The sequence below is a fragment of the Nonomuraea thailandensis genome, from assembly GCF_024172165.1.
Lineage (GTDB): Bacteria > Actinomycetota > Actinomycetes > Streptosporangiales > Streptosporangiaceae > Nonomuraea > Nonomuraea thailandensis.
Window position 1 is genome coordinate 10,250,212 of the sequence record NZ_JAMZEB010000002.1, and the last position, 23,508, is coordinate 10,273,719.

General features: G+C 70.3%; 23 protein-coding genes, 1 tRNA gene and 1 other RNA gene. 18 read left to right on the forward strand and 7 right to left on the reverse strand.

Features of this window, described 5'->3' with window-relative positions:
- From HD597_RS51555 to HD597_RS51585, 7 genes are all read left to right on the forward strand, one after another.
- Positions 1 to 219 carry a hypothetical protein gene (locus HD597_RS51555; RefSeq protein WP_253754880.1) on the forward strand — a complete coding sequence of 73 codons (219 nt, stop codon included), beginning with the start codon at positions 1 to 3 and terminating at the stop codon, positions 217 to 219.
- Positions 216 to 2,456, forward strand: a complete 2,241-nt coding sequence (locus HD597_RS51560; protein WP_253754882.1) for a cell division protein FtsK — start codon at positions 216 to 218, stop codon at positions 2,454 to 2,456. The genes HD597_RS51555 and HD597_RS51560 overlap by 4 nt, the downstream gene beginning before the upstream one ends.
- A 142-nt stretch (positions 2,457 to 2,598) precedes the next feature.
- Positions 2,599 to 2,850: a hypothetical protein gene (locus tag HD597_RS51565; RefSeq protein ID WP_253754884.1), complete on the forward strand. Its 252-nt coding sequence runs from the start codon at positions 2,599 to 2,601 to the stop codon at positions 2,848 to 2,850.
- Positions 2,851 to 2,873: 23 nt separating this feature from the next.
- On the forward strand, positions 2,874 to 3,764 hold the full coding sequence (locus HD597_RS51570) for a bifunctional DNA primase/polymerase (protein ID WP_253754886.1): 891 nt from the start codon (positions 2,874 to 2,876) through the stop codon (positions 3,762 to 3,764).
- Positions 3,761 to 4,909: an AAA family ATPase gene (locus HD597_RS51575; RefSeq protein WP_253754888.1), complete on the forward strand. Its 1,149-nt coding sequence runs from the start codon at positions 3,761 to 3,763 to the stop codon at positions 4,907 to 4,909. The genes HD597_RS51570 and HD597_RS51575 overlap by 4 nt, the downstream gene beginning before the upstream one ends.
- Positions 4,906 to 5,145, forward strand: a complete 240-nt coding sequence (locus HD597_RS51580) for a helix-turn-helix domain-containing protein (protein WP_253754890.1) — start codon at positions 4,906 to 4,908, stop codon at positions 5,143 to 5,145. Before HD597_RS51575 ends, HD597_RS51580 begins: the two co-directional genes overlap by 4 nt.
- 1 nt (position 5,146) lies before the next feature.
- Positions 5,147 to 6,379, forward strand: coding sequence for a tyrosine-type recombinase/integrase (locus HD597_RS51585; RefSeq protein ID WP_253754892.1), 1,233 nt, complete (start codon positions 5,147 to 5,149; stop codon positions 6,377 to 6,379).
- Between the two features lie 64 nt (positions 6,380 to 6,443).
- On the opposite strand, the gene HD597_RS51590 is transcribed toward HD597_RS51585, so the two are convergent.
- A tRNA-Ser gene (locus HD597_RS51590) sits at positions 6,444 to 6,531 on the reverse strand.
- A 101-nt stretch (positions 6,532 to 6,632) separates the two neighbouring features.
- Between HD597_RS51590 and ffs the strand changes: the two genes are divergently transcribed.
- Positions 6,633 to 6,728: signal recognition particle sRNA small type (gene ffs, locus HD597_RS51595), an RNA gene on the forward strand.
- Positions 6,729 to 6,759: 31 nt separating this feature from the next.
- The gene (locus HD597_RS51600; RefSeq protein ID WP_253754895.1) at positions 6,760 to 9,312 is read left to right on the forward strand and encodes a DNA polymerase III subunit gamma and tau; all 2,553 of its coding nucleotides are present in this window, start codon (positions 6,760 to 6,762) and stop codon (positions 9,310 to 9,312) included.
- A gap of 303 nt (positions 9,313 to 9,615) precedes the next feature.
- Here HD597_RS51600 and HD597_RS51605 read toward each other — a convergent pair whose 3' ends face one another.
- Complete coding sequence (locus tag HD597_RS51605; RefSeq protein WP_308210870.1) at positions 9,616 to 11,043, reverse strand: GAF domain-containing protein; 1,428 nt, start codon at positions 11,041 to 11,043, stop codon at positions 9,616 to 9,618.
- 428 nt (positions 11,044 to 11,471) lie between these two features.
- On the opposite strand from HD597_RS51605, the gene HD597_RS51610 reads away from it, so the two are divergent.
- From HD597_RS51610 to HD597_RS51630, 5 genes are all read left to right on the forward strand, one after another.
- Positions 11,472 to 11,822 (forward strand): YbaB/EbfC family nucleoid-associated protein, encoded by a 351-nt coding sequence (locus tag HD597_RS51610; protein ID WP_139629532.1) that lies wholly within the window; start codon positions 11,472 to 11,474, stop codon positions 11,820 to 11,822.
- 2 nt (positions 11,823 to 11,824) lie between these two features.
- Complete coding sequence (gene recR, locus HD597_RS51615; protein WP_253754899.1) at positions 11,825 to 12,424, forward strand: recombination mediator RecR; 600 nt, start codon at positions 11,825 to 11,827, stop codon at positions 12,422 to 12,424.
- Positions 12,417 to 12,947 (forward strand): DUF5063 domain-containing protein, encoded by a 531-nt coding sequence (locus tag HD597_RS51620; protein WP_185111399.1) that lies wholly within the window; start codon positions 12,417 to 12,419, stop codon positions 12,945 to 12,947. The genes recR and HD597_RS51620 overlap by 8 nt, the downstream gene beginning before the upstream one ends.
- An 84-nt stretch (positions 12,948 to 13,031) precedes the next feature.
- Positions 13,032 to 14,306, forward strand: a complete 1,275-nt coding sequence (locus tag HD597_RS51625; RefSeq protein ID WP_253754901.1) for an aspartate kinase — start codon at positions 13,032 to 13,034, stop codon at positions 14,304 to 14,306.
- Positions 14,303 to 15,364, forward strand: coding sequence for an aspartate-semialdehyde dehydrogenase (locus HD597_RS51630; protein ID WP_253754903.1), 1,062 nt, complete (start codon positions 14,303 to 14,305; stop codon positions 15,362 to 15,364). The genes HD597_RS51625 and HD597_RS51630 overlap by 4 nt, the downstream gene beginning before the upstream one ends.
- A 92-nt stretch (positions 15,365 to 15,456) precedes the next feature.
- Here the strand turns inward: HD597_RS51630 and HD597_RS51635 are convergent, their stop codons facing one another.
- The gene (locus tag HD597_RS51635) at positions 15,457 to 16,341 is read right to left on the reverse strand and encodes a hypothetical protein (RefSeq protein WP_253754905.1); all 885 of its coding nucleotides are present in this window, start codon (positions 16,339 to 16,341) and stop codon (positions 15,457 to 15,459) included.
- A 174-nt stretch (positions 16,342 to 16,515) separates the two neighbouring features.
- On the opposite strand from HD597_RS51635, the gene HD597_RS66230 reads away from it, so the two are divergent.
- The 4 genes from HD597_RS66230 (at position 16,516) to HD597_RS51655 (ending at position 20,081) form a co-directional block, all read left to right on the forward strand.
- Positions 16,516 to 17,184, forward strand: coding sequence for a TetR/AcrR family transcriptional regulator (locus HD597_RS66230; RefSeq protein WP_253754907.1), 669 nt, complete (start codon positions 16,516 to 16,518; stop codon positions 17,182 to 17,184).
- Between the two features lie 119 nt (positions 17,185 to 17,303).
- Positions 17,304 to 18,245 carry an LLM class F420-dependent oxidoreductase gene (locus HD597_RS51645; protein WP_253754909.1) on the forward strand — a complete coding sequence of 314 codons (942 nt, stop codon included), beginning with the start codon at positions 17,304 to 17,306 and terminating at the stop codon, positions 18,243 to 18,245.
- Positions 18,246 to 18,250: 5 nt separating this feature from the next.
- Positions 18,251 to 19,669: an amidase gene (locus HD597_RS51650; protein WP_253754911.1), complete on the forward strand. Its 1,419-nt coding sequence runs from the start codon at positions 18,251 to 18,253 to the stop codon at positions 19,667 to 19,669.
- A 64-nt stretch (positions 19,670 to 19,733) separates the two neighbouring features.
- Positions 19,734 to 20,081, forward strand: a complete 348-nt coding sequence (locus HD597_RS51655; RefSeq protein ID WP_253754913.1) for a YkvA family protein — start codon at positions 19,734 to 19,736, stop codon at positions 20,079 to 20,081.
- Here HD597_RS51655 and HD597_RS51660 read toward each other — a convergent pair.
- The 4 genes from HD597_RS51660 to HD597_RS51675 all read right to left on the reverse strand — a co-directional run bounded on the left by HD597_RS51660 (position 20,078) and on the right by HD597_RS51675 (position 23,492).
- Positions 20,078 to 21,274 carry an amidohydrolase family protein gene (locus HD597_RS51660; RefSeq protein ID WP_253754915.1) on the reverse strand — a complete coding sequence of 399 codons (1,197 nt, stop codon included), beginning with the start codon at positions 21,272 to 21,274 and terminating at the stop codon, positions 20,078 to 20,080. The two genes, HD597_RS51655 and HD597_RS51660, sit on opposite strands and share 4 nt — an antisense overlap.
- A gap of 157 nt (positions 21,275 to 21,431) precedes the next feature.
- On the reverse strand, positions 21,432 to 22,175 hold the full coding sequence (locus HD597_RS51665; protein WP_253754917.1) for a tyrosine-protein phosphatase: 744 nt from the start codon (positions 22,173 to 22,175) through the stop codon (positions 21,432 to 21,434).
- A gap of 10 nt (positions 22,176 to 22,185) precedes the next feature.
- Positions 22,186 to 22,986, reverse strand: coding sequence for an SURF1 family cytochrome oxidase biogenesis protein (locus HD597_RS51670; protein WP_253754919.1), 801 nt, complete (start codon positions 22,984 to 22,986; stop codon positions 22,186 to 22,188).
- A 38-nt stretch (positions 22,987 to 23,024) separates the two neighbouring features.
- On the reverse strand, positions 23,025 to 23,492 hold the full coding sequence (locus HD597_RS51675) for a winged helix-turn-helix transcriptional regulator (protein ID WP_253754921.1): 468 nt from the start codon (positions 23,490 to 23,492) through the stop codon (positions 23,025 to 23,027).
- Between the last annotated feature and the right edge of the window lie 16 nt (positions 23,493 to 23,508).

A 23,508-nucleotide genomic window follows, 5' to 3' on the forward strand; every position in this document is an offset into this window, starting at 1 on the left:
ATGCTGACCATCGCCGTCATCGCCACGGCCATCTGTGCGGCCATCCCGGTGGCCATCTTCATCCGCATGGTGGTGACCCGCCCGCGCGTCCGGGCTGAGATCCACGTGGCCTTCCAGAACCGTCCGACCAGCACACAGGGCGCGACCTCATCCGCCAAGACTCCGGTCGCGCCCTGCAACCCCGCCCGCTACTACGCACACGAGGTGGTCTCATCATGACCCAGAACCCGCACGAACCGGAAAACCGGTCCGACGACGGACCTCTGACCGGTCTGAACGGTTTCCAGTTCGCCGACCGGTCCCCGACCGCGACGGTCGAGACCGCCGAGACCGGCGGTCAGGTGGTGCCGTTGGACAGCCGCCGCAGAGCCCGCACGCCGGACGAGGACACCGAGGAAGACGAGTCCTTCGACCACGAGACGGTCACCATCGAGGCAGAGACCCTGGGCGGCCCCGTGGACCCGCCCGAGGACGACGCCGCGCCGTACACCACGCGGACGGTCCAACGCCGGGAACCCATCATTCCCGCCACGCTGCGCACCTGGCGCGGCATCCGCACGATGCTCGCCTGGCAGGCCAAGGATGCCGGGTACGTCATCAGCTACCACGCGGTTCGCACACCGAAGTACGCGGCGAAGGCGCTCTGGTACGCCGTGCCCGGCCTGTTCGGCACTCTCGGCCGCCTGCTGCACTGGGCCACGGCCGAAGAGGGCAACTGGGCACTGCGCCAGTACGCCGCCGACCGCAACGACCCGGAGACCTGGCTCAAGCTGGACAAGCAGCGCCAGCGCCAGTCCCGCTGGCGCTGGTGGATCCTGATCGCTCTCGCCGTGACGGTGCTGATCGGTCTGCTGGTCTTCCTACTCGCTGACATTCCGACGTGGGCGCGTCTGCTGGCCGTGGCCGTAGCGGTGCCTGTGCTGGCCCGCGCGGGCAGGCCCACGGACAAGCCGATCACTGACCGCGTCTCGACCGGTCCGCGCTACCGCAAGCTCACCGCCGAGCTCGTGCGTCGCGCGCTGCTGTCCTGCGGCATCTCCGGCATCAACCAGGCCGTGAGCAGGGACCCGAACGCCATCAGCTTCCCGACCGAGATCCACCGCGACGGCCCCGGCCACCTCGCGGTCGTGGACCTGCCGTTCGGCGTGGAGGCCGCCGACGTCGTAGCCCGGCGCGGCCGGTTGGCCTCCGGCATGCGTCTGCCGCTGGATCAGGTCTGGCCCGAGCCTGGTGACGGCCACCCCGGACGGTTGGCTCTGTGGGTCGGTTACGAACCCGCCTCCCAGATGAAGCAGCCCGCCTGGCCCCTGCTCAGGGACGGCAAGGTGGACGTCTTCAAGCCCTTCCCGTTCGCCACCACGCCTCGCATGGACACGGTCAACGCATCGCTGATGTTCCGTAACTGGCTGGTCGGTGGCCAGCCGGGCTCCGGCAAGACCTTCGCCCTGCGCCTGGCGGTCCTGGCCGCCTGCCTCGACCCGCGCGCCGAGTTGCGCATCTACGAGCTGAAGGGCGTGGGGGACTTCAAGGTCCTGGAGCCGCTGTGCACCGAGTACGGCAACGGCTTCGACGACGAGACGATCGCCCGCTGCGCCGGAATGATCCGCTGGCTCTACAAGGAGTGCGAGCGCCGCTCCAAGCGCATCGCGCACTACGCCCAGCTCGGCAAGGCCCCGGAGAACAAGGTCACTCCTGAGCTGGCCAGCCTCAAGGACTCCGGCCTGCACCCGCTGATCGTCGCCATCGACGAGATCCAGGAGCTGTTCCTGCACGGCAAGTTCGGCAAGGAAGCCGGAGAGATCCTGGAGAAGGTCATCAAGCTGGGCCGCGCCCTGGGCGTGATCCTGCTGATCGGCACCCAGATCCCGGACAAGGACAGCCTCCCGACCGGGATCACCCGCAACGTCAACACCCGCTACTGCATGTCGGTGGCCGACCAGGTCGCCAACGACATGATCCTCGGCACGTCGATGTACAAGAACGGCTACCGAGCCACCATCTTCCAACCGGTCGTCGAAGCCGGGTGGGGCATCCTGTCCGGCCTCGGCAAGCCCGCCGCCCGCCGCTCGTTCGAGGTGGACACCGACAAGGCCAAGCAGGTCGTGGCCCGCGCCATGCAGCTCCGTGGGATGGCCGGCACCTTGCCCGAGGAAGGCACCCAGACCCGCGAGGACGCGCCCGCGTACGACCTGCTGGCCGACCTGGCGAAGGTCTGGCCTGCGGGGGAGAGCGGCGCCTGGAACGAGACCCTGTGCGGCTACCTGAGCGAGCTGCGGCCTGAGGTCTACACCGGATGGGCATCCGAGCAGCTCACGACCGCGCTCAAGCCGCACGGCGTGACGGTCGTCAGCATCGGCCGCCGCATCGACGGCAAGCCCGTCACCCGACGTGGCATCCGCTTCGACGACCTGGCCGACGCCATCGCGGAGCGTAACCGCCGAAACGGCTCTGGCTGACCGTCCGGAGGGTGCTAGCGCTAGCGGCTGACCCTGCTATCGCTAGCACCCCCGCTAGCAGCCAAAAACAATGCCTGGCCAGGGCGTTAGCACGCTAGCGCCCTGGGCTGACGACACCCAGAAACAGGCCTCGGAGGCTGTCTTGGACCCCGTCACCCTGCTCGCTATCACGACCACCACGATCGCTCTGATCGTCGCTTTCCGTTACGGCATCGCCTGCTGGATTCGCCCGTTCGGCACCTGCCGAAAGTGCGAGGGCAGGCGCCACCTGCCCAACCGCATCGGTCGCGGCACCCATGAGTGTCGCCGCTGTAAGGGCACCGGCCTGCGGCTCCGCTGGGGACGCCACCTCTTCAACTTCGTCCGCCGCCTCCACAGCGACGGCACCCGATGACCGGCCACGACCAGGAGACCGTCATGACCGTTGACCCGATCCGTTACGCCCTGGCCGCCACTGCTCGCGGCTGGTACGTCTTCCCACTCGCTCCGGGTGGCAAGGAACCGCCCCGCGGGTTCACCCGCTGGGAGGAGCGCGCCACCGTTCAGCCCGACATCATTCGCGCCACTTGGCGCAAGCCGTACAACGTGGGCGTGGCCTGCGGCCCGTCCGGACTCGTGGTCATCGACCTCGACCGACCGAAGCCCGGCCACACTCCACCGCCGGAATTGGAGCGTTCCGGAATCCGTGACGGTGCCGACGTGTTCGCGGCCCTGTGCGCCGACCACGGCCAGGAACTGCCCCTGGAGACCTTCCAGGTACGCACCCGGCGCGGCGGCCTGCATCTGTACTACAGCGCTCCTGTCGACATGACCCTGACCAACACCCAAGGCGCGCTCGGCTGGCTCATCGACACACGCGCCGTGGGCGGCTACGTCGTCGGCCCCGGCAGCCGCGTCCGAGCCAGCGACAGCGACGGCGACGGCTCATACAAGGTGCTGCACGCTCCGCCCGTCGCGCCGCTGCCGTCCTGGCTGGCAGAGCTGCTGCGGCCCAAGCCGCTGCCCGCACAGGCACCCGTCTCCATCGCTCTGGCCGCCGACCGGCACGGGTCCTACCTGAGGGCAGCGATCAGAGGCGAGCTGGAACGAGTGACCAGCTCACCACCGCACGGCCACAATATCGCGCTCTATCGCGCGTCCGTCGCCCTCGGGCAACTGGTGGCCGGTGGCGAGCTGTCCGAAGCCGACGTCACAAGCTGGCTGATCAACGCTGCCCAGCAGGTAGGCCAGCCCTTCGGCGAGGCCACACGCACCATCGCCAGCGGACTACGGGCAGGCGCGCGCCGCCCGCGAACGGTGGCCGCATGACGAACGAGCGCCCATCTCACCTACGCCTGGTCGCGGGTGATGCGGTCCACGTGCCTGGCGACCACGGACCCGCACCGACGCCGTTCCGCACATCCTGGACCGCTGACGAGCTGATGTCCGTGACCTTCCCGCCGACCAAGTGGGCCGTGCCCGGAGTGATCGCCGAAGGGCTCAACCTGCTGGCCGGTCCGCCCAAAGTTGGCAAGTCCTGGCTGTCACTCGCCACGGCGGTCGCTGTCGCCGGGGGAGGGAAGGCCCTGGAAGCCATCGAGGTAGAGCCCGGCCCGGTGCTGTACCTGGCGCTGGAGGACACACCGCGCCGTCTCCAATCACGCATGGCCAAGATCCTGGGAGACAAGTCAGCCCCACGCGGACTGACCCTCTCCACGGCGTGCGAGACCCTTCCCAGGGGCGGAGACCAGGCAATAGCCCGGTGGCTGGAACGCAACCCGGGTGCCCGCATGGTCGTCATCGACGTGTTCGCCAAGATCCGGGGCACTACGCCTCCCGGCCTGTCCGCCTATGACGCCGACTACACCGCCATGGGCAGGGCCAAGAGCCTGGCCGACACCTACGGCGTGGCCGTCGTCCTGGTTCACCACGTCCGCAAGATGGGCTCTGACGACTTCCTGGAGCAGGTCTCCGGCACCAACGGCCTGGCTGGTGCCGCTGACGCCACGTTGGTGCTCAAGCGCCAGCGTGGCACTGCCGATGGCGTCCTGCACGTCACCGGCCGCGACGTCGAAGAGGCCGAATACGCGATGGCCTTCCAGCCCGCCGCCGGAGTGTGGCACCTGCTGGACGGCCCGCCCGAGGATCACACGCTGGGAGAGACCCGCGCGGCCATCGTCCGCTACGTCCGGGCGAACCCGAACAGCACACCCAAGGCCATCGCCGACGGCACTGGCCTGTCCTACGAGAACGTCCGCAAGACCTGCCCGCGCATGGCCAGCGACGGACAGCTCTGCGTGGACGCCAACAGCCGCTACCGGGTGCCAGGGACATCGGCCCACGAAGGTGTCCCGGCCGTCCCTGCTGTCCCTGAACCTGCTCTGACCAGCATGAACGCGGCGAGCCATGAGGGACAGACGTCCCTGCCCGCTGTCCCTGCTGTCCCTGCGCACGAGGAGGACGCGCGCCTATGACCGTCACGGCTCCGGACAGCGTCCGGCTCGACACGATCGACATCGCTACCCAGGAGGACCTGCCCTTGCTGCTCACCGTCGAAGAGGCCGCGCACCGGCTCAGGATCGGGCGGACGCAGATGTACCAGCTCGTCAAGACCGGAGAAGTGGCGTCCGTCTGCATTGGCAGACTCCGCCGCGTCCCCATCGAGTGCCTGGCCGCCTACGTGAACAACCTTCTTGAAGGGAGCCGCTGACATGGGACGCAGGCCCAACGGTGCATCGACCATCTACTTCGGCGGCGACGGCAAGTGGCACGGCCGGGTGACCGTGGGCGTCAAGGATGATGGCACCCCCGATCGCCGCCACGTGAAGCGCAAGACAGAAGCCGAGGTCATCAAGGCCGTTCGTGAGCTGGAACGCCAGCGAGACGGCGGGCACGTCCGAAAGGCCGGCCAGCGGTGGACGGTCGCGAAGTGGCTGACCCACTGGATCGAGAACATCGCTGTCCCGCCTGCTATCCGGGAGAGCACGCACTCCGGCTACAAGGTGGACGTGGTGACCCACCTGATCCCCGGCATCGGTGCTCACCGCCTCGACAAGCTGGAGCCTGAGCACCTGGAAAAGCTCTACGCCAAGATCCAGCGTTCCGGACGATCCGCTGGAACGGCTCACCACGTTCACCGGACCGTTCGGGCCGCGCTCAACGAGGCCGTACGGCGCGGCCACATCACGAAGAACCCGGTGACCCTGGCCAAGGCCCCAGTGCTCACGGACGCCGAGATCGAGCCCTACGACATCGAGGAGATCCGCCTCCTGCTCAAGGCTGCTGACGAACTGCCACGGAACAGCGCGCGGTGGGGGATCGCGCTCGCACTCGGACTGCGCCAAGGCGAAGCCCTTGGCTTGCGTTGGACGCACGTGGATCTCGACAAGGGTGTTCTGCGGGTGCGGCGCAGTCGTCAGCGTCCCAAGTACGCCCACGGGTGTGCCGACCGTCCCTGTGGCAGGAAGCCTGGCTTCTGCCCGCAACGCAAGCAAGTCAACGAGGCGACGTCGGACACCAAGTCGAAGGCCGGGCGGCGGGTGATCGGTCTGCCGGACGAGTTGGTGACCCTGCTCAGGAAACACAAGGCGGAGCAGGACAAGGACCGCCAGGCGGCTCGTCAGCTCTGGCAGGAGGGCGGCTGGGTCTTCACCACGGCGACAGGCCAGCCGGTGAGTCCGTACAGCGACTATCACGAGTGGAAGGCACTACTGAAAGCCGCTGGTCTACGTGACGGTCGGCTGCACGACGCGCGCCATACCGCCGCCACGGTGTTGCTCATCCTCGGAGTGCCCGAACGTACGGTCATGGCCATCATGGGGTGGTCCGGCTCGGGCATGGCGGCGCGGTATCAGCACGTGACGGACGGCATCCGGCAGACCGTGGCCAGGCAAGTCGGAGGTCTCATCTGGGAGGCGGAAAGGAGCCCTGAAGAGGCCAACTGAGACCCGAACTGAGACCCAGAGCAAGAGGGGTCATGCCGCTGATCACGGCATGACCCCTCTGAGCTGGCGGAGGATAGGGGATTTGAACCCCTGATAGGTTGCCCTATACACGCTTTCCAAGCGTGCGCCCTCGGCCACTAGGCGAATCCTCCGCCGACGAGCTTACCGGACTTCTCGAGGTGCGCAGACCATGTTTTCGCGCGGAGGTTCTCGCGGGGTGGAGCGAGCACTGCGGGGTGCGGCTAGACTGTCCAGGGACCCCTCGCGCGGCGTCATCCTGTGAACCTCCCCAGGGCCGGAAGGCAGCAAGGATAAGCGGGCTCTGGCGGGTGTGCGGGGGGTCTCTTCGTTGAGAGCCCCCTCGCAGGCGGGATGGTCGTATGAGCCTTGCGCTTTACCGCAAGTACCGACCCGGGACCTTCGCCGAGGTCAAGGGTCAGGAACACGTCACCGATCCGCTGAGACAAGCGCTGCGTACGGGCCGGATCAACCACGCCTACCTCTTCAGCGGCCCCCGCGGATGTGGCAAGACCTCCAGCGCCCGCATCCTGGCGCGCTCTCTCAACTGCGAGCAGGGCCCCACGCCCGACCCGTGCGGCGAGTGCGAGTCGTGTGTCGCGCTGGCCCCGACCGGCCCCGGGCACCTCGACGTCATCGAGATCGACGCCGCCTCCCACGGTGGTGTGGACGACGCGCGCGACCTGCGCGAGCGGGCCTTCTTCGCCCCCGTCTCCGCGCGCTACAAGATCTACATCATCGACGAGGCGCACATGGTGACCCGCGAGGGTTTCAACGCGCTGCTCAAGCTCGTCGAGGAGCCCCCGCCGCACCTGAAGTTCATCTTCGCGACGACGGAGCCGGAAAAGGTCATCGGCACCATCAAGTCGCGTACGCACCACTACCCGTTCCGGCTGATGCCGCCCACGACGCTCAGGGCGCTGTTGGAGGAGATCCTCACCTCCGAGAGCGTGCCCTTCGAGCCGGCCGCGCTGCCCCTGGTCGTACGCGCGGGGGCCGGGTCCGCGCGCGACTCGCTGTCGATCCTCGACCAGCTCCTCGCCGGGGCGGAGGAGGACGGCATCACCTACGCCAAGGCCGTCTCGCTGCTCGGCTACACCGACGGCGACCTGCTCGACGAGGTCGTCAACGCGTTCGCGGCCAAGGACGGCGGCCAGGTCTTCCACGCGGTCAACCGGGTGATCGAGGGCGGTCACGACCCGCGCCGGTTCGCCTCCGACCTGCTCGAACGCTTCCGTGACCTGGTGATCCTGGCGAACGTGCCCGAGGCGGCCTCCAGCGGCCTGCTCGACCGGCCCGCCGACGAGCTGGAGCGGCTCGTCCAGCAGGCCGCCTCGATGGGCCCCGCCGAGCTGACCCGAGCCGCCGAGGTGTTCAACGCCGGGCTCACCGAGATGCGCGGCGCCACCTCGCCGCGCCTGCTGCTGGAGCTGATGTGCGCCCGCGTCCTGCTGCCCGGTGCGGCGCAGGGTGAGGCGGCGCTGCTGGCCCGCCTCGAACGTCTCGAACGGGGCGGCGCCGTCGCCCAGATGGCCGCTCGCGCCTCCGCCGGTGCGCATGTGGGTGTGCCCGCGGCCCCATCCGCCGGTGCGCCCGCGGGGCTCGGGACGGTGAGCGCCGTAGGAGCGCAGGTCGCCTCGGGTGGGCACCACGGAGCGCAGATGGCCTCGGGTGGGCACCACAACGTGGCGGCGCCGGCTCCCGCGGCAGGTCCGGCTCAGGTGGTTGCGGCCGGTGACGCCGCCGCGGCCGCCACACCGGCTTCGGCGCACGCCGCTCCTGATGGGAGCGGCGGTAGCGGTGGTGGGGACGACTGGCCCGAGCCCGTACGTCCCGGCGCCGCGCCGGCACCATCGCCTTCTCCGGCCCCGGCTGCTCCTGCCGGTGGCGCGCCGCAGGCTGCCGCGCCAGCGGGGGGCGGGGCTCCGGCGGCGGGGGGCGCGGGTGCCGTCCAGTCGCAGTGGGCCGCCGTGCTGGCCGCGCTCAAGCAGCGCAGCATCGTCGTCTGGGCGAACGTGAGCACCAACGCCCAGGTGGTGGGCGTCGAGGGCAACCTGGTGACGCTCGGGTTCACCCAGGTCGGCGCGATGAAGAACTTCACCGGCGGCGGCAAGGACGCCGTGGTGGCAGGCGTGCTGGGCGAGGTGCTCGGCGGCACCTGGCGCGTCGAGGCGGTCGTCGGCGGCTCCCCGGCACCTCGCGGCCCGGCCCGCGCCCCGTCGGCCCCGTCGGCTTCGCCCCCTGGCGGTGCGGGGTCACACGGGGCTGCCGGTAGCTCTACCGGACCGGTCGGTGCCCAGGGTGCGCCGGGGCCGCAGGGCGTGTCGGGGCCGCAGATGGTGGCCCAGAGTGTGCCGGCGCCTCAGGGGGGTCAGGCCGCGGGCGGCTCCCAGGGACGTACGGCCTCACACGGGGCTTCCCACGAGGGCCGGGAAGGTCAGGACTCCGACCAGCCTCCGGCCGGCGCGCCGGGACGCCAGACCACGGACGAGTCCTGGCCCGACGCTCCCGACGACTTCGGCCCGGGCGCCCCGCCCAGCCCCGATCCCACGCAGACGGTCAGCGCGGCCCAGCACACGGCCGGCGCTCCGGTGGGCGTCGTGCAGGCAGGCAGCGTACAGACGGGCACTGTGCAAGCGGGCAGTGTGCAGACGGCCACTGTGCAGACGGGCGCCGGCCTGGCCGCTGCCCGGTCGGCGGCCAAGGCGGCGGCTCAGGCGGGGCCGCGCGTTCCTGCGGCCCGTGGCGCGGCCGCGGCCTGGCCCGACGCGATCCCCGGTCGTGACAAGGGGCCCGAGTCCGATGAGGTGGACCCGCTCAACGACGCCGACGCCGACGTGGACGCCGTCTCGGGGATGGCGCTGCTGGAGCGGGAGCTCGGCGCCAAGGTGATCGGCGAGATCGACCACACCTGACCGGCGGAGGGCATCGACCACACCTGACCGGCGGAGGGCATCGACCACACCTGACCGGCGGAGGGCATCGACCACACCTGACCGGCGGAGGGCTGCGTGGAGCGCGGCGTGCCCGGCGTGTGCAGGGAGAGCGCCTGCTCGGCAGCGTGATGTGGTGCGCTGGGTCGCTGCTTGGGAGCGTTGTGAGGTGCGCCCGCCCCCGCGCCGCTGTTCGGCAGGGTTGTGAGGCGCGCCCGGCCACAGGTGGCTGCTTCGACGTGTGGCGCTGACCGTGCCGCGCGAGCGCTCCCCTTCCGGCCGGGGTCAGGAGAGAAGGCGGGAGCGGGCGGCGGCGGAGCGGAGGTCGGTGGCGGGGAGGGCGGCCAGGCGCTCCAGCACCTCGTAGTCGTCACGCCCGTTGCACGTCTGCGCGTAGGCCCACAACTCGTCCGGCCCCCCGTGCCGCAGCAGGAAGGCCCGGACCTGGGCCTCCAGCTCGTCGCGCTCCCGCCGGATCTCCGGCGACTCGGAGCGGGGCAGCAACGGCCCGGGGTAGGCGCGCGCCAGCCCCGCGGGGTCGCTGGACGACAGCAGTCGGCGCACCTTCATGAAGTCCGCCTCCACGGGACAGACCAGCCGGTACGGCTTGGCGGCGATGGCCTCCCCGAGCTGCCCGCGCAGCCGGTGGATCTCGGCCCTGATGGTCACCGGGTTCCCGTCGTCCCCGTACAGGTGGAACGAGAGCTGCTCGGCCGTCAGCCCGTGCGGGTGCAGGGCCAGGAGGGCGAGGAGCTCGGCGTGGCGCAGCGACAGGGGCCGGTCGTCGTCGCCGTACGAGGCGGTGGGCGTGCCCTCGCCGAGGAGCGACAGGGTCAGGGCCGGCGGGGCGGACGCCGTGCCCGGGCGCAGGAGGAAGCCTTCGGAGAAGGGCTCCAGGAGGGCGGCGGTGCCGTCCCTGAGCATGAGGCGGTGGCCGGCCTGCTTCCCGAGGGGGACGCGCTCGCCGAGGTCGCCGCCCGGGTCGCCGGAGATGACGCGGCCGGTGGACGACAGCAGGATGCCGGGCCGGCCGCGCAGGGACTCGAACCGGCGGCGCAGCCGTTCGTCGCGCTCGTGCATGCGCAGGGCGAGCTGCGTCTCGGCGAGCTTGGCCGTGGCGGCCACCAGGGCGACGGTGGCGGGGTGCAGGCTCCGCGCGGTGCCGCTGACGTCGACGCAGCCGATGACGCGCCCCGAGTCGGGGTCGGTGATCGGGGCGGCGCTGCACGACCAGATGTGCAGCACCCGCATCAGGTGCTCCTCCGAGTACACGTGCACGGGCCGGCCGGTGGCCAGGGCGGTGCCGATGCCGTTGGTGCCGACGTCGTGCTCGCTCCACTGGTGGCCGTCGGCCAGGCCGATCCGGTCGGCGTGGCGCATGATGGAGTGGTTACCTTCGCGCCACAATACGCGCCCGTCACTGTCTGTAACGATCATGATATGGCCGGTCTCATCGGCCGATCCAGACAGGGTTTGGGCGAGAAGGGGCAAGAGGGGCTGTAGGGGGTGTGTTCTACGGATGTCCCGCATGGAGGCGGGATCGTAGACAAGTGGGGCACTCTTGCCTTCCAGGTCGATCCCGGCGTCCAGCGAACGACGCCAGGACGCCCTGATCAGATGGCGGGGCGACTCCGGCCAGGCCCCACCTGTCGCCACGGCTTCGTGTGCTCCACGGAGAAGGCGGGAGTACGTGTCGAGATGGGCGTAACTCATCGGTCACTCCAAGTAGTCAATTAGAGCATCCGTCCTGCGCCCGCTCAGCGCAACCCGTTCGGGGGGATTGCGGAGGGTGATTGAATGAACGCAACGTGTGTGCAACGTTCCTCTGCGTAACGTCCTTCACCAACGCGTCGGCGTGGTGCGGCCGCTCCGCCGGCGTGATGGCCGGGTCTCGGACGCTGGAGGGGGGCCGAGACCCGGCCAGAACACGCCGACGTCGGCCACATCGGGGGAACGAGGGCCAGGTCGGGCGATGGTTTCGAACGGGGATCAGGGCGCCACACGCGCCCCATTCGGCGCTGGACGGGTGACCCGTCCGGAGGCCGGGCACGAAACGGGGGAACGTCCCCAGTACATGACTTCGCTCAAACACCGTAGGCTCGTGGCAGTCAAGAACGCGGAGCCACGAGGAGCGCACGACGGTGAACCCAGGGGATGTCAACCTGCAGCAGCTGCTGGAGCAGGCACAGCTCATGCAGCAGCAGCTTGTGAGCGCCCAGCAGGAGCTCAACGACGCGCAGATCGAGGGCTCATCGGGCGGCGGCCTGGTCACGGCCGTCGTCAACGGGTCGGGCGAGCTGCTCGAGCTCAAGATCGACCCGAGCGTGATCGACGCGGGCGACGCGCAGGACACCGCGGACACGATCGCGGACCTGGTGATCGCGGCGGTCCGCGACGCCGTGCGCGCTGCCGCCGATCTGCAGCAGGAGAAGCTCGGCCCGCTCGCCCAGGGGCTGGGTGGCGGCGGCCTCGGACAGTTGCCAGGGTTCTAGGCATGTACGAGGGGGTCGTCCAGAATCTGATCGACGAGCTGGGGATGCTGCCCGGCGTCGGTCCCAAGAGCGCGCAGCGGATCGCGTTCCACCTGCTGGCGGCCGATCCAGCCGATGTCAAGCGGCTGGCGCACGCGCTGCTGGAGGTCAAGGAGAAGGTCCGCTTCTGCCGGGTCTGCGGAAATGTGGCCGCCGAGGAGGAGTGCCGCATCTGCCGCGACACCCGCCGCGACACGCACGTCATCTGCGTGGTCGAGGAGTCGAAGGACGTCGTGGCGATCGAGAAGACGCGCGAGTTCCGCGGCACCTATCACGTCCTCGGTGGCGCGATCAGCCCGATCGACGGCATCGGCCCCGACGACCTGCGCATCCGCGAGCTCATGACGAGGCTGGCCGACGGCCGCGTCACCGAGCTCATCCTCGCCACCGACCCCAATCTCGAGGGCGAGGCGACGGCTACCTACCTCGCCCGTCTGGTCAAGCCGATGGGCATCAAAGTGACACGACTGGCCAGCGGTCTGCCTGTGGGCGGTGATCTCGAGTACGCGGATGAGGTCACCTTGGGCCGCGCGTTCGAAGGACGGAGGCTGCTGGATGTCTGACCAGTGGAGCGCGCTGGCGGAAGAGATCTCCGGGCACGCACAGAACTACGTGGACGGCCTGACCCGGATGGCGGGAGGCGAGGGCGGCGACGCCATCTGGTCGATCCTGCTGGTGGAGGTCGCCCAGATGAGCCTGGCGGGCGCCAAGCTCGGCGCCAACCGCGACGTCATCCTCGCCGGCAACTACGAGCCGCCGATGAGCGAGGACCCTGACATCGACGGGGTCCGCACGGCTCTGGCGGAGCGGCTGGAGGCGGTGGACGACTACGCCGAGGTGTTCGACCCGTACAAGGACACCAGCGTCACGCCGTACCGGCTGTCCGACGACCTGACCGCGGTGGCCGCCGACCTCATCCACGGGCTGCGCCATTACCACGCGGGGCGTCCGCACGAGGCCCTGTGGTGGTGGCAGTACTCCTACTTCAACACCTGGGGCAACCACGCGGGCGCCGCGATGCGCGCGCTGCAGGCCCTGGCGGCGCACTCCAGGCTCGACGTGGCCGAGGAGGCCACGACAGTCTGATCATCCACATAGTGGTACGAACCAACAGGCCCATGAGAAGCCCCCAGTAGACTGGCAGCTCACAGTCCTAACCGGGAGACTCTCGTGGCGCTCGTTGTGCAAAAGTACGGTGGTTCGTCCGTCGCCGACGCGTCCTGCATCAAGCGGGTCGCGCAGCGGATCGTCGCGACGAAAAAAGCCGGCAACGACGTGGTCGTGATCGTCTCCGCCATGGGCGACACGACCGACGAGCTGCTCGACCTGGCCGAGCAGGTGTCGCCGCTGCCTCCGGGCCGCGAGCTCGACATGCTGCTGACGTCGGGCGAGCGCATCTCGATGGCCCTGCTGGCGATGGCGATCGCCAACCTCGGCCACGAGGCCCGCTCGTTCACCGGCTCGCAGGCAGGTGTGATCACCGACTCCACGCACGGCAAGGCGCGCATCATCGACGTGACGCCCAGCCGCATCCAGGAGGCGATCGACCAGGGCCACATCGCGATCGTGGCCGGGTTCCAGGGTGTCTCGCAGGACACCAAGGACATCACCACGCTCGGCCGGGGTGGCTCCGACACCACGGCCGTGGCGCTGGCGGCGGCGCTCAACGCCGACGTCTGCGAGATCTACACCGACGTCGACGGCATCTTCACCGCCGACCCGCGCATCGTGCCCGCGGCGCAGCAGATCCCCAGGATCTCCTACGACGAGATGATGGAGATGGCCGCGTGCGGGGCGAAGATCCTGCATCTGCGCTGCGTGGAATACGCTCGACGGTTCGACCTGCCGATCCACGTACGCAGCTCGTTCAGCACCAAGGAAGGCACGTGGGTCGTCTCCGACCCTTACACCGAAGGAACCGAGATGGAGCAGCCGATCATCTCCGGCGTCGCGCACGACCGGAGCGAGGCCAAGATCACTGTTGTCGGGGTGCCCGACAAGGTCGGCGAGGCTGCCACGATCTTCAAAACGCTGGCCGACGCCGAGATCAACATTGACATGATCGTGCAGAACGTCTCGGCCGCCGCCACGGGTCGCACGGACATCTCGTTCACGCTGCCCACGGCCGACAGCCAGACGGCGCTGACGTCGCTGAAGAAGATCCAGCCCCGGATCGGTTTCGAGTCGCTGCTGTTCGACGACCAGATCGGGAAGGTGTCGCTGATCGGCGCGGGCATGCGCTCGCACCCCGGCGTCACGGCGACGTTCTTCGCGGCCCTCGCCGACGCGGGGGTCAACATCGAGATGATCTCCACCTCGGAGATCCGCATCTCAGTGATCGTCGAGCAGGACGGCGTCGACGCGGCCGTGGCGGCCGCGCACCGCGCCTTCGATCTCGACGCCGACCAGGTCGAAGCCGTGGTGTACGGAGGTTCAGGACGATGAGCAAGAGGCCCAATCTGGCACTGATCGGCGCGACCGGCGCCGTCGGCACCGTCATGCGCGACATCGTGTCGACGCGTGAGGACATCTGGGGCGAGATCCGTCTGGTCGCCTCCGCCCGCTCGGCGGGCAAGGTGCTGCGGGTGCGCGGCGAGGAGGTCGTGGTGCAGGCCCTGACGCCCGAGGTGTTCGACGGCATCGACATCGCCATCTTCGACGTGCCCGACGAGGTGTCGGCCGAGTGGGTGCCGATCGCGGCCGGGCGCGGCGCGATCGTCGTCGACAAGTCCGGCACGTTCCGCATGGAGCCGGACGTCCCGCTGGTCGTGCCCGAGGTCAACCCGCTCGACGCGCGTGACAGGCCACGCAACATCATCTCCACCCCCAACTGCACGACGCTGTCGATGATGGCGGCCATGGGGGCGCTGCACGCCGAGTTCACGCTCACCGAGCTGGTCGTCGCCTCCTACCAGGCGGTCTCCGGCGCCGGGGTGTCGGGGTCCGCGCGGCTGTACGACGAGATCGAGGCGCTGGCCGGCGACCGCACGATCGGTCAGAGCGCCGGTGACGTGCGCAAGGTGCTGGCCAACAAGCTGCCCGAGGAGTCGCCGTTCCCGGCGCCCATCGCGTTCAACGTGGTGCCGTGGGCGGGCTCGGTGAAGGCCGACGGCTGGGCCTCGGAGGAGCTGAAGCTCCGCAACGAGTCCCGGAAGATCCTCGGTATCCCGGACCTGAAGGTCTCCGCGACCTGCGTCCGCGTGCCGGTGGTCACGACGCACTCGCTGGCCGTGCACGCGCGCTTCGCGCGTGAGATCACGGTCGCCGACGCGCACAGGATCCTCGAGGCGGCTCCGACGGTGGTCCTCATGGACGACCCGGAGAACGGGATCTGGCCGACGCCTCTCGACGTGGTGGGCAACGACCCGACGTACGTGGGCCGCGTCCGCCAGGCGATCGACTTCCCGAACACTCTCGACCTGTTCGTGTGCGGTGACAACCTGCGCAAGGGGGCGGCGCTCAACGCGGCGGAGATCGCCGAGCTGGTGGCTGCCGAGTTCTGATCCTCGGTCCGAAGATCCTCGGTCCGAAGGGTGTGGCGTCGTGCTTCCCGCGCGGCGTCACACCTTTTTCATGGGCGCGCGCCGTGGCTCTGTCACCGGAAGAGGATGTCCCAGTGGTCGCTCTCGTCGAAGAACGTCGTGCCCGCCTTCGATTTGTAGATCGTGGCCCCGTCGCTGCGTACCCCGGCCTTGTCGTGGTTCTTCATGATGTGCCGGTCGATGCAGGCGTTGTGGGAGATGTCGAGCTTGTAGCCGTTCCCGTGGCTGAAGTGGCCGGGCGCGTGGCCGCGCTCCGTGCCGCCGGTCACCATGATCGGGCAGCCGCTTCTCTGTTTCAGCTTGATGGCCTTGGCGATCGTTCCGGTGCGTATCCGGTCCAGCGAGGTGCAGTGGTGCATGTGCTTGCTCGTGCAGTTGCCGGTGGACTTCGTACGCAGCCCCGCGCTCTTCAGCCACCCGTTGGCGGTGGCGTGGGACATCCGCATGGCGGCCTTCCTCGGCAGGGCCCGCGTCAGATCGACCTGAGCGCGCTTCAGAGCGACGCGGGGGCGCGCCTGCGGCATCTGGGCCACCCCGGTGCGCACGGGGCTCTTCAGCGCCTTCGTGGCGGCTTCCCGCGTCCCGGACCTCCCGCCCCGCTCCCCGGCCCGCTCGGGCTCGGTGGCGGCGGCGTCGGCCCGGTGTTCGCGGCCCGGCCGGGCCTCCTCGACGGCGTCCAGCGGCCACTGGAAGTCCATCTCCGGCCAGTCGCGCATCTCCAGGAGCGTCAGCTCCTCGTACGCCCACGGCTGCGGCCCCATGTCGTGCGCGCCCGAGAGGATCTCGGCCGCGGACGGTCCGGGCCCGTACATGGGCAGGCCTTCGTGCAGGCCGCCCTGTGCCGGTGTCCCTTCGGGGTGGGTGGCGGCGGAGGCGGCCGAGGCCAGCGCGATTATGGTGATCTCAATGCCGAGGAGCGCGACGATGATCAGCCGCACTGTTCCACGTATCCACATGTCGATGCCTTTTCGCGGAAATAGCCCTTCCGCCTGAAACGACAATCCCACCTTTCACAGGAGATAACTCGTGCCGCGGGGGCGACTTTGCCTTGTGGCGGTGATCACCGTGAGGGTCCATGACCTAACCTCGCTCGACGACGTAAAGTGACGAACGTGTCCGAAGCCCGAAACCGAGGATCGGAGAGCACCCGAGAGGCCATCGTCGAGACGGCCTTGCGACTGTTCAGGGAGCGCGGCTTCGACGCGACCACGATGCGGGCCATCGCCGCCGAGGCGGGGGTGTCGGTGGGCAACGCCTACTACTACTTCGACAGCAAAGAGGCGCTGATCCAGGCGTACTACGACCGTGCCCAGGCCGAGCACGAGGAGGCCTGCCGGGAGTTCCTGGCCACGGAGGCGTCGTTCGCGGGCCGGCTGGACGGGGTGCTGCGCGAGTGGGTGCGCGTGTCCGAGCCGTACCACGAGTTCGCCGTGAAGTTCTTCAAGCACGCGGCCGAGCCGACCAACCCGCTGAGCCCGTTCAGCAAGCAGTCCTCGCCGGCCCGTGAGGCGTCGATCGCCATCTACCGGGAGGTCGTGGAGGGGTCGCGCGACCGGATGAACGCCGAGCTGCGCGAGGAGCTGCCCGAGCTGCTGTGGTTGCTGTCCATGGGCATGGTGCTGTTCTGGGTGCACGACACCTCGCCGGGGTGCGCGCGTACGTACCGGCTGATCGAGGTGACGGTGCCGCTGGTGGATCGGCTCGTCGGGCTGTCGCATCTGCCGGGGTTGCGGGGGATCACCAAGGACTTCATCGCCGCGGTTCACGAGTTGCGGGCCTAGGGCAACATACCGGTCGGTTGGTACGGTGGGCTCCGTCCAGGAGACGACCGCGGACAGCGTGTAAGCGCGTCCGGGGGTCGGCGTACCCGACGATCTGGAGGCCGTGCATGAACTGGGGCATGACCATTCCCTTCTACGACCGCTCGCTGGCCAAGTCGCAGGACCTCATCGCGGAGCTGCCCGGGCTCGGCTACACCGACCTGTGGTCGGCCGAGGTGAACGGGGTGGACGGGTTCGTGCCGCTGGCCCTGGCCACGCAGTGGGCGCCGCAGGCCAGGCTGGGCAGCGCCATCGTGCCCGTCTCGACGCGCGGCCCCGGGCTGCTGGCCATGTCGGCGGCCACGCTGGCCGACCTGGCGCCGGGGCGGTTCGTCCTGGGCATCGGGGCCTCCTCGCCGGCGATCGTCGAGCGGTGGAACGCCGGCACGTTCGACAAGCCGTACGCGCGCACCCGCGACACGCTGCGCTTCCTGAAGGAGGCGCTGGCCGGGGAGAAGGTCTCGCACGCGTACGAGACGTTCGAGGTCAAGGGCTTCAAGCTGGAGCGGGCGCCGAAGACGCCGCCGAAGATCGTGCTGGCGGCGCTGCGCCCCAGGATGTTGCGCCTGGCCGCGGCGGAGGCCGACGGGGCCATCACCAACTGGCTCTCGCCCGACGACGTGCGCAAGGTGCGCGGCGAGATCGGCCCGGACACCGAGCTGATCGCCCGCCTGTTCGTCTGCGTGGACACCGACGCCGAGCGCGTCCGCGAGACCGCCAGGTGGATGCTGGCCAGCTACCTGACCGTCCCGGTGTACGCGGCCTTCCACGACTGGCTGGGCCGCGGCGAGGTGCTGCGCCCCATGCACGAGGCCTGGGCGGCCGGCGACCGGCGCGCCGCGCTCAAGGCCATCCCCGACGAGGTGGTGGACGCGCTGGTCGTGCACGGCGACGCCGCCACCTGCCGGGCCCGGATCAAGGAGTACATGGCCAACGGGCTCGACACCCCCGTCCTCGCCCCCATCCCGGGCGGGGACATCCCCATCGACCAGGCGGTACGCGAGCTCGCTCCGGAGAGGTGACGGCCATGCGCGACGTGCTCATGATGGACGCGGTCGGCCAGGCAGCGGCGGTCAGGAACGGCCAGGTGTCGGCCAGGGAGCTGGCCGAGGCCGCGATCGCCCGCATCGAGGCCGCCGACCGGGAGTTGAACGCCGTCATCCACCGCCGCTTCGAGCGCGCGCTGGCCGAGATCGACGCGATCCCGGCGGACGCGCCCTTCCGCGGGGTGCCGATCCTGCTGAAGGACCTGGGCTGGCGGGAGGCGGGGGAGCCGTACAGCGCGGGCTCCGCCGTCCGCGACGGGCTGGTGGACGCCGCGGACGGGTACGGCGTCGTACGGCTGCGCGAGGCCGGGTTCGTGCTGCTCGGGCGGACGAACACGCCCGAGTTCGGCAGCACGATCAGCACGGAGCCGGCGGCGTTCGGGGCGACGCGCAACCCGTACGACCCGGCGTACTCGGCGGGCGGGTCCAGCGGCGGCTCGGCGGCGGCGGTGGCGGCCGGGATGGTCGCGCTGGCCACCGCGAGCGACGGAGGCGGGTCGATCCGCATCCCCGCGTCGATGTGCGGGCTGGTGGGGCTCAAGCCGACGCGCGGGCGCGTGAGCCTGGGGCCGGCGCTGGGGGAGGGCTGGAGCGGGTTCTCCTGCCCGGGGTTCGTCACCAGGAGCGTGCGTGACACGGCGGCGGCGCTCGACGCGGTCGAGGGCATGCGCTCCGGCGACCCGTACGCCGCCCCGCCCCTGCCCGGCAGGCTCGCCGAGGAGGCGGGCCGGGACCCCGGCAGGCTGCGGATCGGGTTCCTGACCACGCATCCCCGGGGCGACGTGCCCGAGACGCCCGAGCTGACCGAGGCCGTCACCGGGGCCGCCGCGCTGCTGGAGTCGCTCGGCCACGACGTCGCCCCCGGCGGCCCGCGCGCGCTGGCCGAGACCGACTTCCCGCTCCACTTCGGCGCGATCGTGGCCGACAACCTGGCCGCGCACGTCGCGGCGCTGAGCGAGCTGCGCGGCAAGCCCGTGGAGCCGGAGGAGCTGGAGCCGCGCAACACCGCCATGGTGCGGGCGGCGCGCGGGCGCAGCGCACCCGACCACATCAGGTCCCTGCAGTGGGTGGACGGTTTCCGCCGCCGCATGGCCGCCTGGTGGGAGGAGGGCCACGACCTGCTGCTGATGCCGTCGCTGGGGGTGGCGCCGTTCCCGCTGGGCTGGATCCCGCCCGACGACCTCAGCCTCGCCTTCGGCCGGACCGCGCACGCGGTGAGCTTCACCTCGCCGGTCAACGCGACGGGGCAGCCCGCCGTCTCGCTGCCCCTGCACAGGAACGCGGCGGGCCTCCCGGTGGGCGTGCAGCTCGTGGCGGCGGCCGGCCGGGAAGATCTCCTGGTGCGGGTGGCGGCGCAGATCGAGCAGGTCAGGCCGTTCGAGCACCTGGCCATGCGGTGACGTAGGGAACTCCTGCCCCCGGCGACGCGTTATGTCGTGAAAAGCCGGGGGTAGGGGGATCGACATGATGGCGAAGGCAGCACGGGCAGCGGCGGCATGGCGGACCTACCGCGAGGTGACCAAGCCCGGGTCGCCCAAACTGACGACCAGGCTCAGGGCGATCCCGAGGATGGTCGGCTCGGTGATGCGCGGCGAGTACGCGGGCATGGGCAAGGGCAAGCTGGCCATGCTCGGCCTCGGCGTGGTCTACCTCATCTCGCCGCTCGACGTCGTGCCCGATTTCCTCATGCTGATCGGCGTCGCCGACGACTTCGGCGTGTTCCTGTGGCTGATGGCCTCGCTGCTCGGCGAGAGCGGCCGGTACGTGGAGCACGAGCGCCACGTGATCCAGGCCAGGCTGGAAGAGGGTTAGATCTCCTCCATCCGCAGCCAGGCCCGCGACGGCAGCGGGTGCCCGAAGAGCCGGGCGGCGTTGCCGTAGGCGACCCTGGCGATGTCGGCCGGGGGCAGCGTGCCGAGGTTGCGGGCCACCGACTTCTGCGTGTCGGGCCAGGTCGAGTCGGAGTGCGGGTAGCCGCTCTCCTGGAGCACGTGGTCGAGGCCGACCGCGAGCCGCACTCCCGACAGGGCGTGGTCGTCGAGCGTGCCGAAGAAGAAGTTGCGGCGCAGCACCTCGCTCGGCTTGATGCCGCCCTCCCATGACGCCTCGCCGGCGACCGGGTGGTCGAGGGCGTAGTCGGCGCGCTCGGCCAGCATCGGCAGCCAGCCCACGCCGCCCTCGACGATGAGCAGGCGCAGCGAGGGGAAGCGCAGCGGCACGCCCGACCAGAGCCAGTCGGCGCAGGCGAACATGGCGCTGGTCGGCATCAGCGTGGTGATGGCCTCGATGGGCGTGTCGGGCGACGGCACGGGCGACCAGGAGGAGTCGCCGGTGTGCAGGCAGACCACGGTGCCGGTCTCCTCGCAGGCGGCGAAGAACGGGTCCCAGTGGCCGGTGTGGATCGAGGGCAGCCGCAGCCGGGTGGGGAACTCGGGGAAGACGACCGCCTTGAAGCCCCTGGCGGCGTTGGCGCGGATCTCCTTGGCCGCCACGTCGGGGTCGGGCAGCCACGGGAGCTGCAGGCCGATGATGCGCTCGGGGTAGGTGCCCGCCCAGACGTCGATGTGCCAGTCGTTCCACGCCTTGACCAGGGCCAGGCCGAGCTCCTGGTCGCGGGTCCTGGCGAACGGCATGCCGGCCTGCCCGGCGAGCATGCCGGGGAAGCAGAGCGCGGCCCAGATGCCGGCGACGTCCATGTCCTGGACGCGGGCCTCGATGTCGTGGCAGCCGGGGCGCATGTGCTCGAACCTGACGGGGTCGAGCGTGCGCTGCTCACGAGGCAGCCCCGCGCCCACGTCGATGCCGGCGCACGGGTACGTCGCGCCGTTGTAGCGCCAGACCTGGTGACCCGCCTCCGTCTCCACTACCTTCGGCGCGGCCTCGGCGTATTTCTCCGGCAGGCGGCCTTCGAACAGGTCGGGAGGCTCGATCAGGTGATCGTCGGCTGAGATGATCACATAGTCGCGCCGCCTGGGGTCAGGGTCGGGGAGCAGCGGCGTAGTCACGCAGGTAACCGTACGACGGCGGGATAACGTCGAACAAGCTGCGACGTATCCGTTGGGTATCCGAGGGGGTATTTGACCCGGGACCGCCGGGAGGGGGATGGCTGGCGATCCCGGGAGTGGCGAACCCGCCTCGCGCAGGGACGGGTCCGCACGCCCACTACCCCTTTCCGCTCGGTTCAGTCAGCAAATGTCCGTGGAGTTCGGAGATCGCCGCGGTCGAGAGCCGGAGCACCTTCCTGACGTAGGCCTCCACCGAGCCGTGCCGGGCCTTGAGGTCGGTGATGAACAGCCGCATGGCCTCGGCGGGCGCGAGCCCGAACCCCGGCCACAGGGGCGCGTCGGGGTGCCGCCTGGTCCAGTCGGCGACGAAGCGCTCGGTGGCCAGCCCCGTGAGCGCGTAGTCCGCCACGATGTCGTTCTCGCTCACCCCCGCCAGCGACAGGACGAGCGCCGTGAGCACCCCCGTACGGTCCTTGCCCGCCGCGCAGTGCACGACCACGGGCGCGTTGTCGGCCCGCGCGATGGTCTCCAGGGCGGTGCGCAGGTTCTCGACGCCGTCCTCGGTGACCTCCAGGTAGCGGTCGGCGAGGTAGCGGGCGACGCCCAGTTCCTCGCTGTAGGCGGCGGTGTCCCAGCGGCGCCCCTCGATGGGCAGGTTCTGGTAGTGCTGACCTTCGGACTCGGGGACTCGCCCGGCCTTCTCGACCTCGTACGGGTGGCGCAGGTCGATGACGTTGCGCACGTGGAGCGCCCGGAAGGCCGTCAGGTCTGCTCCGGCCAGCCAGCCCAGTGAGTCGGCCCGGTAGAGCCGCTGCCACCTGACGGTGCGCCCGTCCCTGGCGGCATATCCACCTACGTCGCGGAAGTTACAGAGGTTGGTGAACTCAATGTGGCGGATCACCCTCACCACATTAATTGGCGGGTGTCGTCGCCTCCGGGACCCCAGCGGTCCCCTTGGCCTCCTGCGCCTTCCGCTCCGCGACCTCGCGCCGGATCAGCAGCACCCAGCCGCCCACCGCGATGCCGATGAACAGCCACCACTGGACGCCGTAGGCCAGGTTGAGCCCGCCCCCCGCGCCGACGTCGGGCTCGGGCACCGGCGCGGGCGCGGAAGCGGGCGTGGGCTGCTGCTCGGTCAGCTCGACGTAGCCGCCCACGAGGCTGTAGGGCAGGCCCTGCCCGATCTTGCCGGCGTCGATGAGGAGCACCTGGCCGGCGGGCAGGCCGGGGCGGTCGGTGATCCCGCTGTTCTCCTCGGTCTCGCTGGGGCGTAGCCGCCCCGTTACAGTTACCTGCCCGGCGGGCGCGGCCGGCACCTCGGGTGCCGCGTCGGCGGTGGCGCCGGCGGGCACCCAGCCCCGGTTGACGATCACCGCCGTGCCGCCGCCGGTGACCAGGGGGGTCAGCACGTAGTAGCCGTTGCGGCCCTGCTGGGGGCGGCGGCGCACGACGAGCTCGTGGGCCGCGTCGTACGTGCCGGCGACCGTGACGCGCCGGAACCGGTCGTCCTCCCCGACCTGCTGCCCGGCGCTCGCCAGCCGCTCCAGCGGCATGGGCGCGGCCTCGATGTTGGCGGTCACCCGCTCGCTGTTGGCCGACCGCTCCTCGAAGCGCCCGAACTGCCAGCGCCCGAGGAACACGAAGGCGGGGATGACCAGGAGCACCACCACGTGGAGCGCGAGCCATCTGGGCGTCAGCAGGAACCGGTACACGCCTTCCAGGTTAGGCACCGCCACCGGTGGTCCCGCACTCAGGCGCTCCGGACGTCGGCGCCTTCTCCAGGAACGGGCGTGACCTCGCGCGGCCCGGCCACCTCGTGGCCGTCCGCGCAGCGGAAGCGCAGCTCGATGGGGGCGCCGCAGTCGCGGTGGGTGAGGATCACCGGCGGGCCCTCGTCGCCCGACAGGTGCTTGTCGCCCCAGTGCATGAGCGCGACCAGCAGGGGATAGAGGTCGCGGCCCTTCTCGGTGAGCCGGTACTCGTCACGCTGCCGCTGCCCCGGCTCGCGGTACGGCTCCTTGCGCAGCAGGCCCTCGTCGACCAGCCGGGCCAGACGCGCGCTGAGCACCTGGCGGGGGGCACCGGTGATCGCCTGCATGTCGGCGAACCTGCGCACGCCGCTGAACGCCTCGCGCAGCACCAGGAAGGTCCACTTCTCCCCGACGATGTCCAGGGTGCGCTCGATCGAGCAGTTGTTCACCCGGAAGGGAACGTTCATTTTTGCATTATACCTG

Bases quoted from the DNA above. Each gene is read 5' to 3' on its own strand.
- HD597_RS51560 (WP_253754882.1), top strand. From the start codon at position 216: ATGACCCAGAACCCGCACGAACCGGAAAACCGGTCCGACGACGGACCT.
- HD597_RS51585 (WP_253754892.1), top strand. From the start codon at position 5,147: ATGGGACGCAGGCCCAACGGTGCATCGACCATCTACTTCGGCGGCGAC.
- HD597_RS51620 (WP_185111399.1), top strand. From the start codon at position 12,417: ATGTCTGACCAGTGGAGCGCGCTGGCGGAAGAGATCTCCGGGCACGCA.
- HD597_RS51645 (WP_253754909.1), top strand. From the start codon at position 17,304: ATGACCATTCCCTTCTACGACCGCTCGCTGGCCAAGTCGCAGGACCTC.
- HD597_RS51630 (WP_253754903.1), top strand. From the start codon at position 14,303: ATGAGCAAGAGGCCCAATCTGGCACTGATCGGCGCGACCGGCGCCGTC.
- HD597_RS51600 (WP_253754895.1), top strand. From the start codon at position 6,760: ATGAGCCTTGCGCTTTACCGCAAGTACCGACCCGGGACCTTCGCCGAG.
- HD597_RS51605 (WP_308210870.1), bottom strand. From the start codon at position 11,043: ATGAGTTACGCCCATCTCGACACGTACTCCCGCCTTCTCCGTGGAGCA.
- HD597_RS51675 (WP_253754921.1), bottom strand. From the start codon at position 23,492: ATGAACGTTCCCTTCCGGGTGAACAACTGCTCGATCGAGCGCACCCTG.
- HD597_RS51575 (WP_253754888.1), top strand. From the start codon at position 3,761: ATGACGAACGAGCGCCCATCTCACCTACGCCTGGTCGCGGGTGATGCG.
- HD597_RS51650 (WP_253754911.1), top strand. From the start codon at position 18,251: ATGCGCGACGTGCTCATGATGGACGCGGTCGGCCAGGCAGCGGCGGTC.
- HD597_RS51555 (WP_253754880.1), top strand. From the start codon at position 1: ATGCTGACCATCGCCGTCATCGCCACGGCCATCTGTGCGGCCATCCCG.
- HD597_RS51655 (WP_253754913.1), top strand. From the start codon at position 19,734: ATGATGGCGAAGGCAGCACGGGCAGCGGCGGCATGGCGGACCTACCGC.
- HD597_RS51570 (WP_253754886.1), top strand. From the start codon at position 2,874: ATGACCGTTGACCCGATCCGTTACGCCCTGGCCGCCACTGCTCGCGGC.
- HD597_RS51580 (WP_253754890.1), top strand. From the start codon at position 4,906: ATGACCGTCACGGCTCCGGACAGCGTCCGGCTCGACACGATCGACATC.
- recR (WP_253754899.1), top strand. From the start codon at position 11,825: ATGTACGAGGGGGTCGTCCAGAATCTGATCGACGAGCTGGGGATGCTG.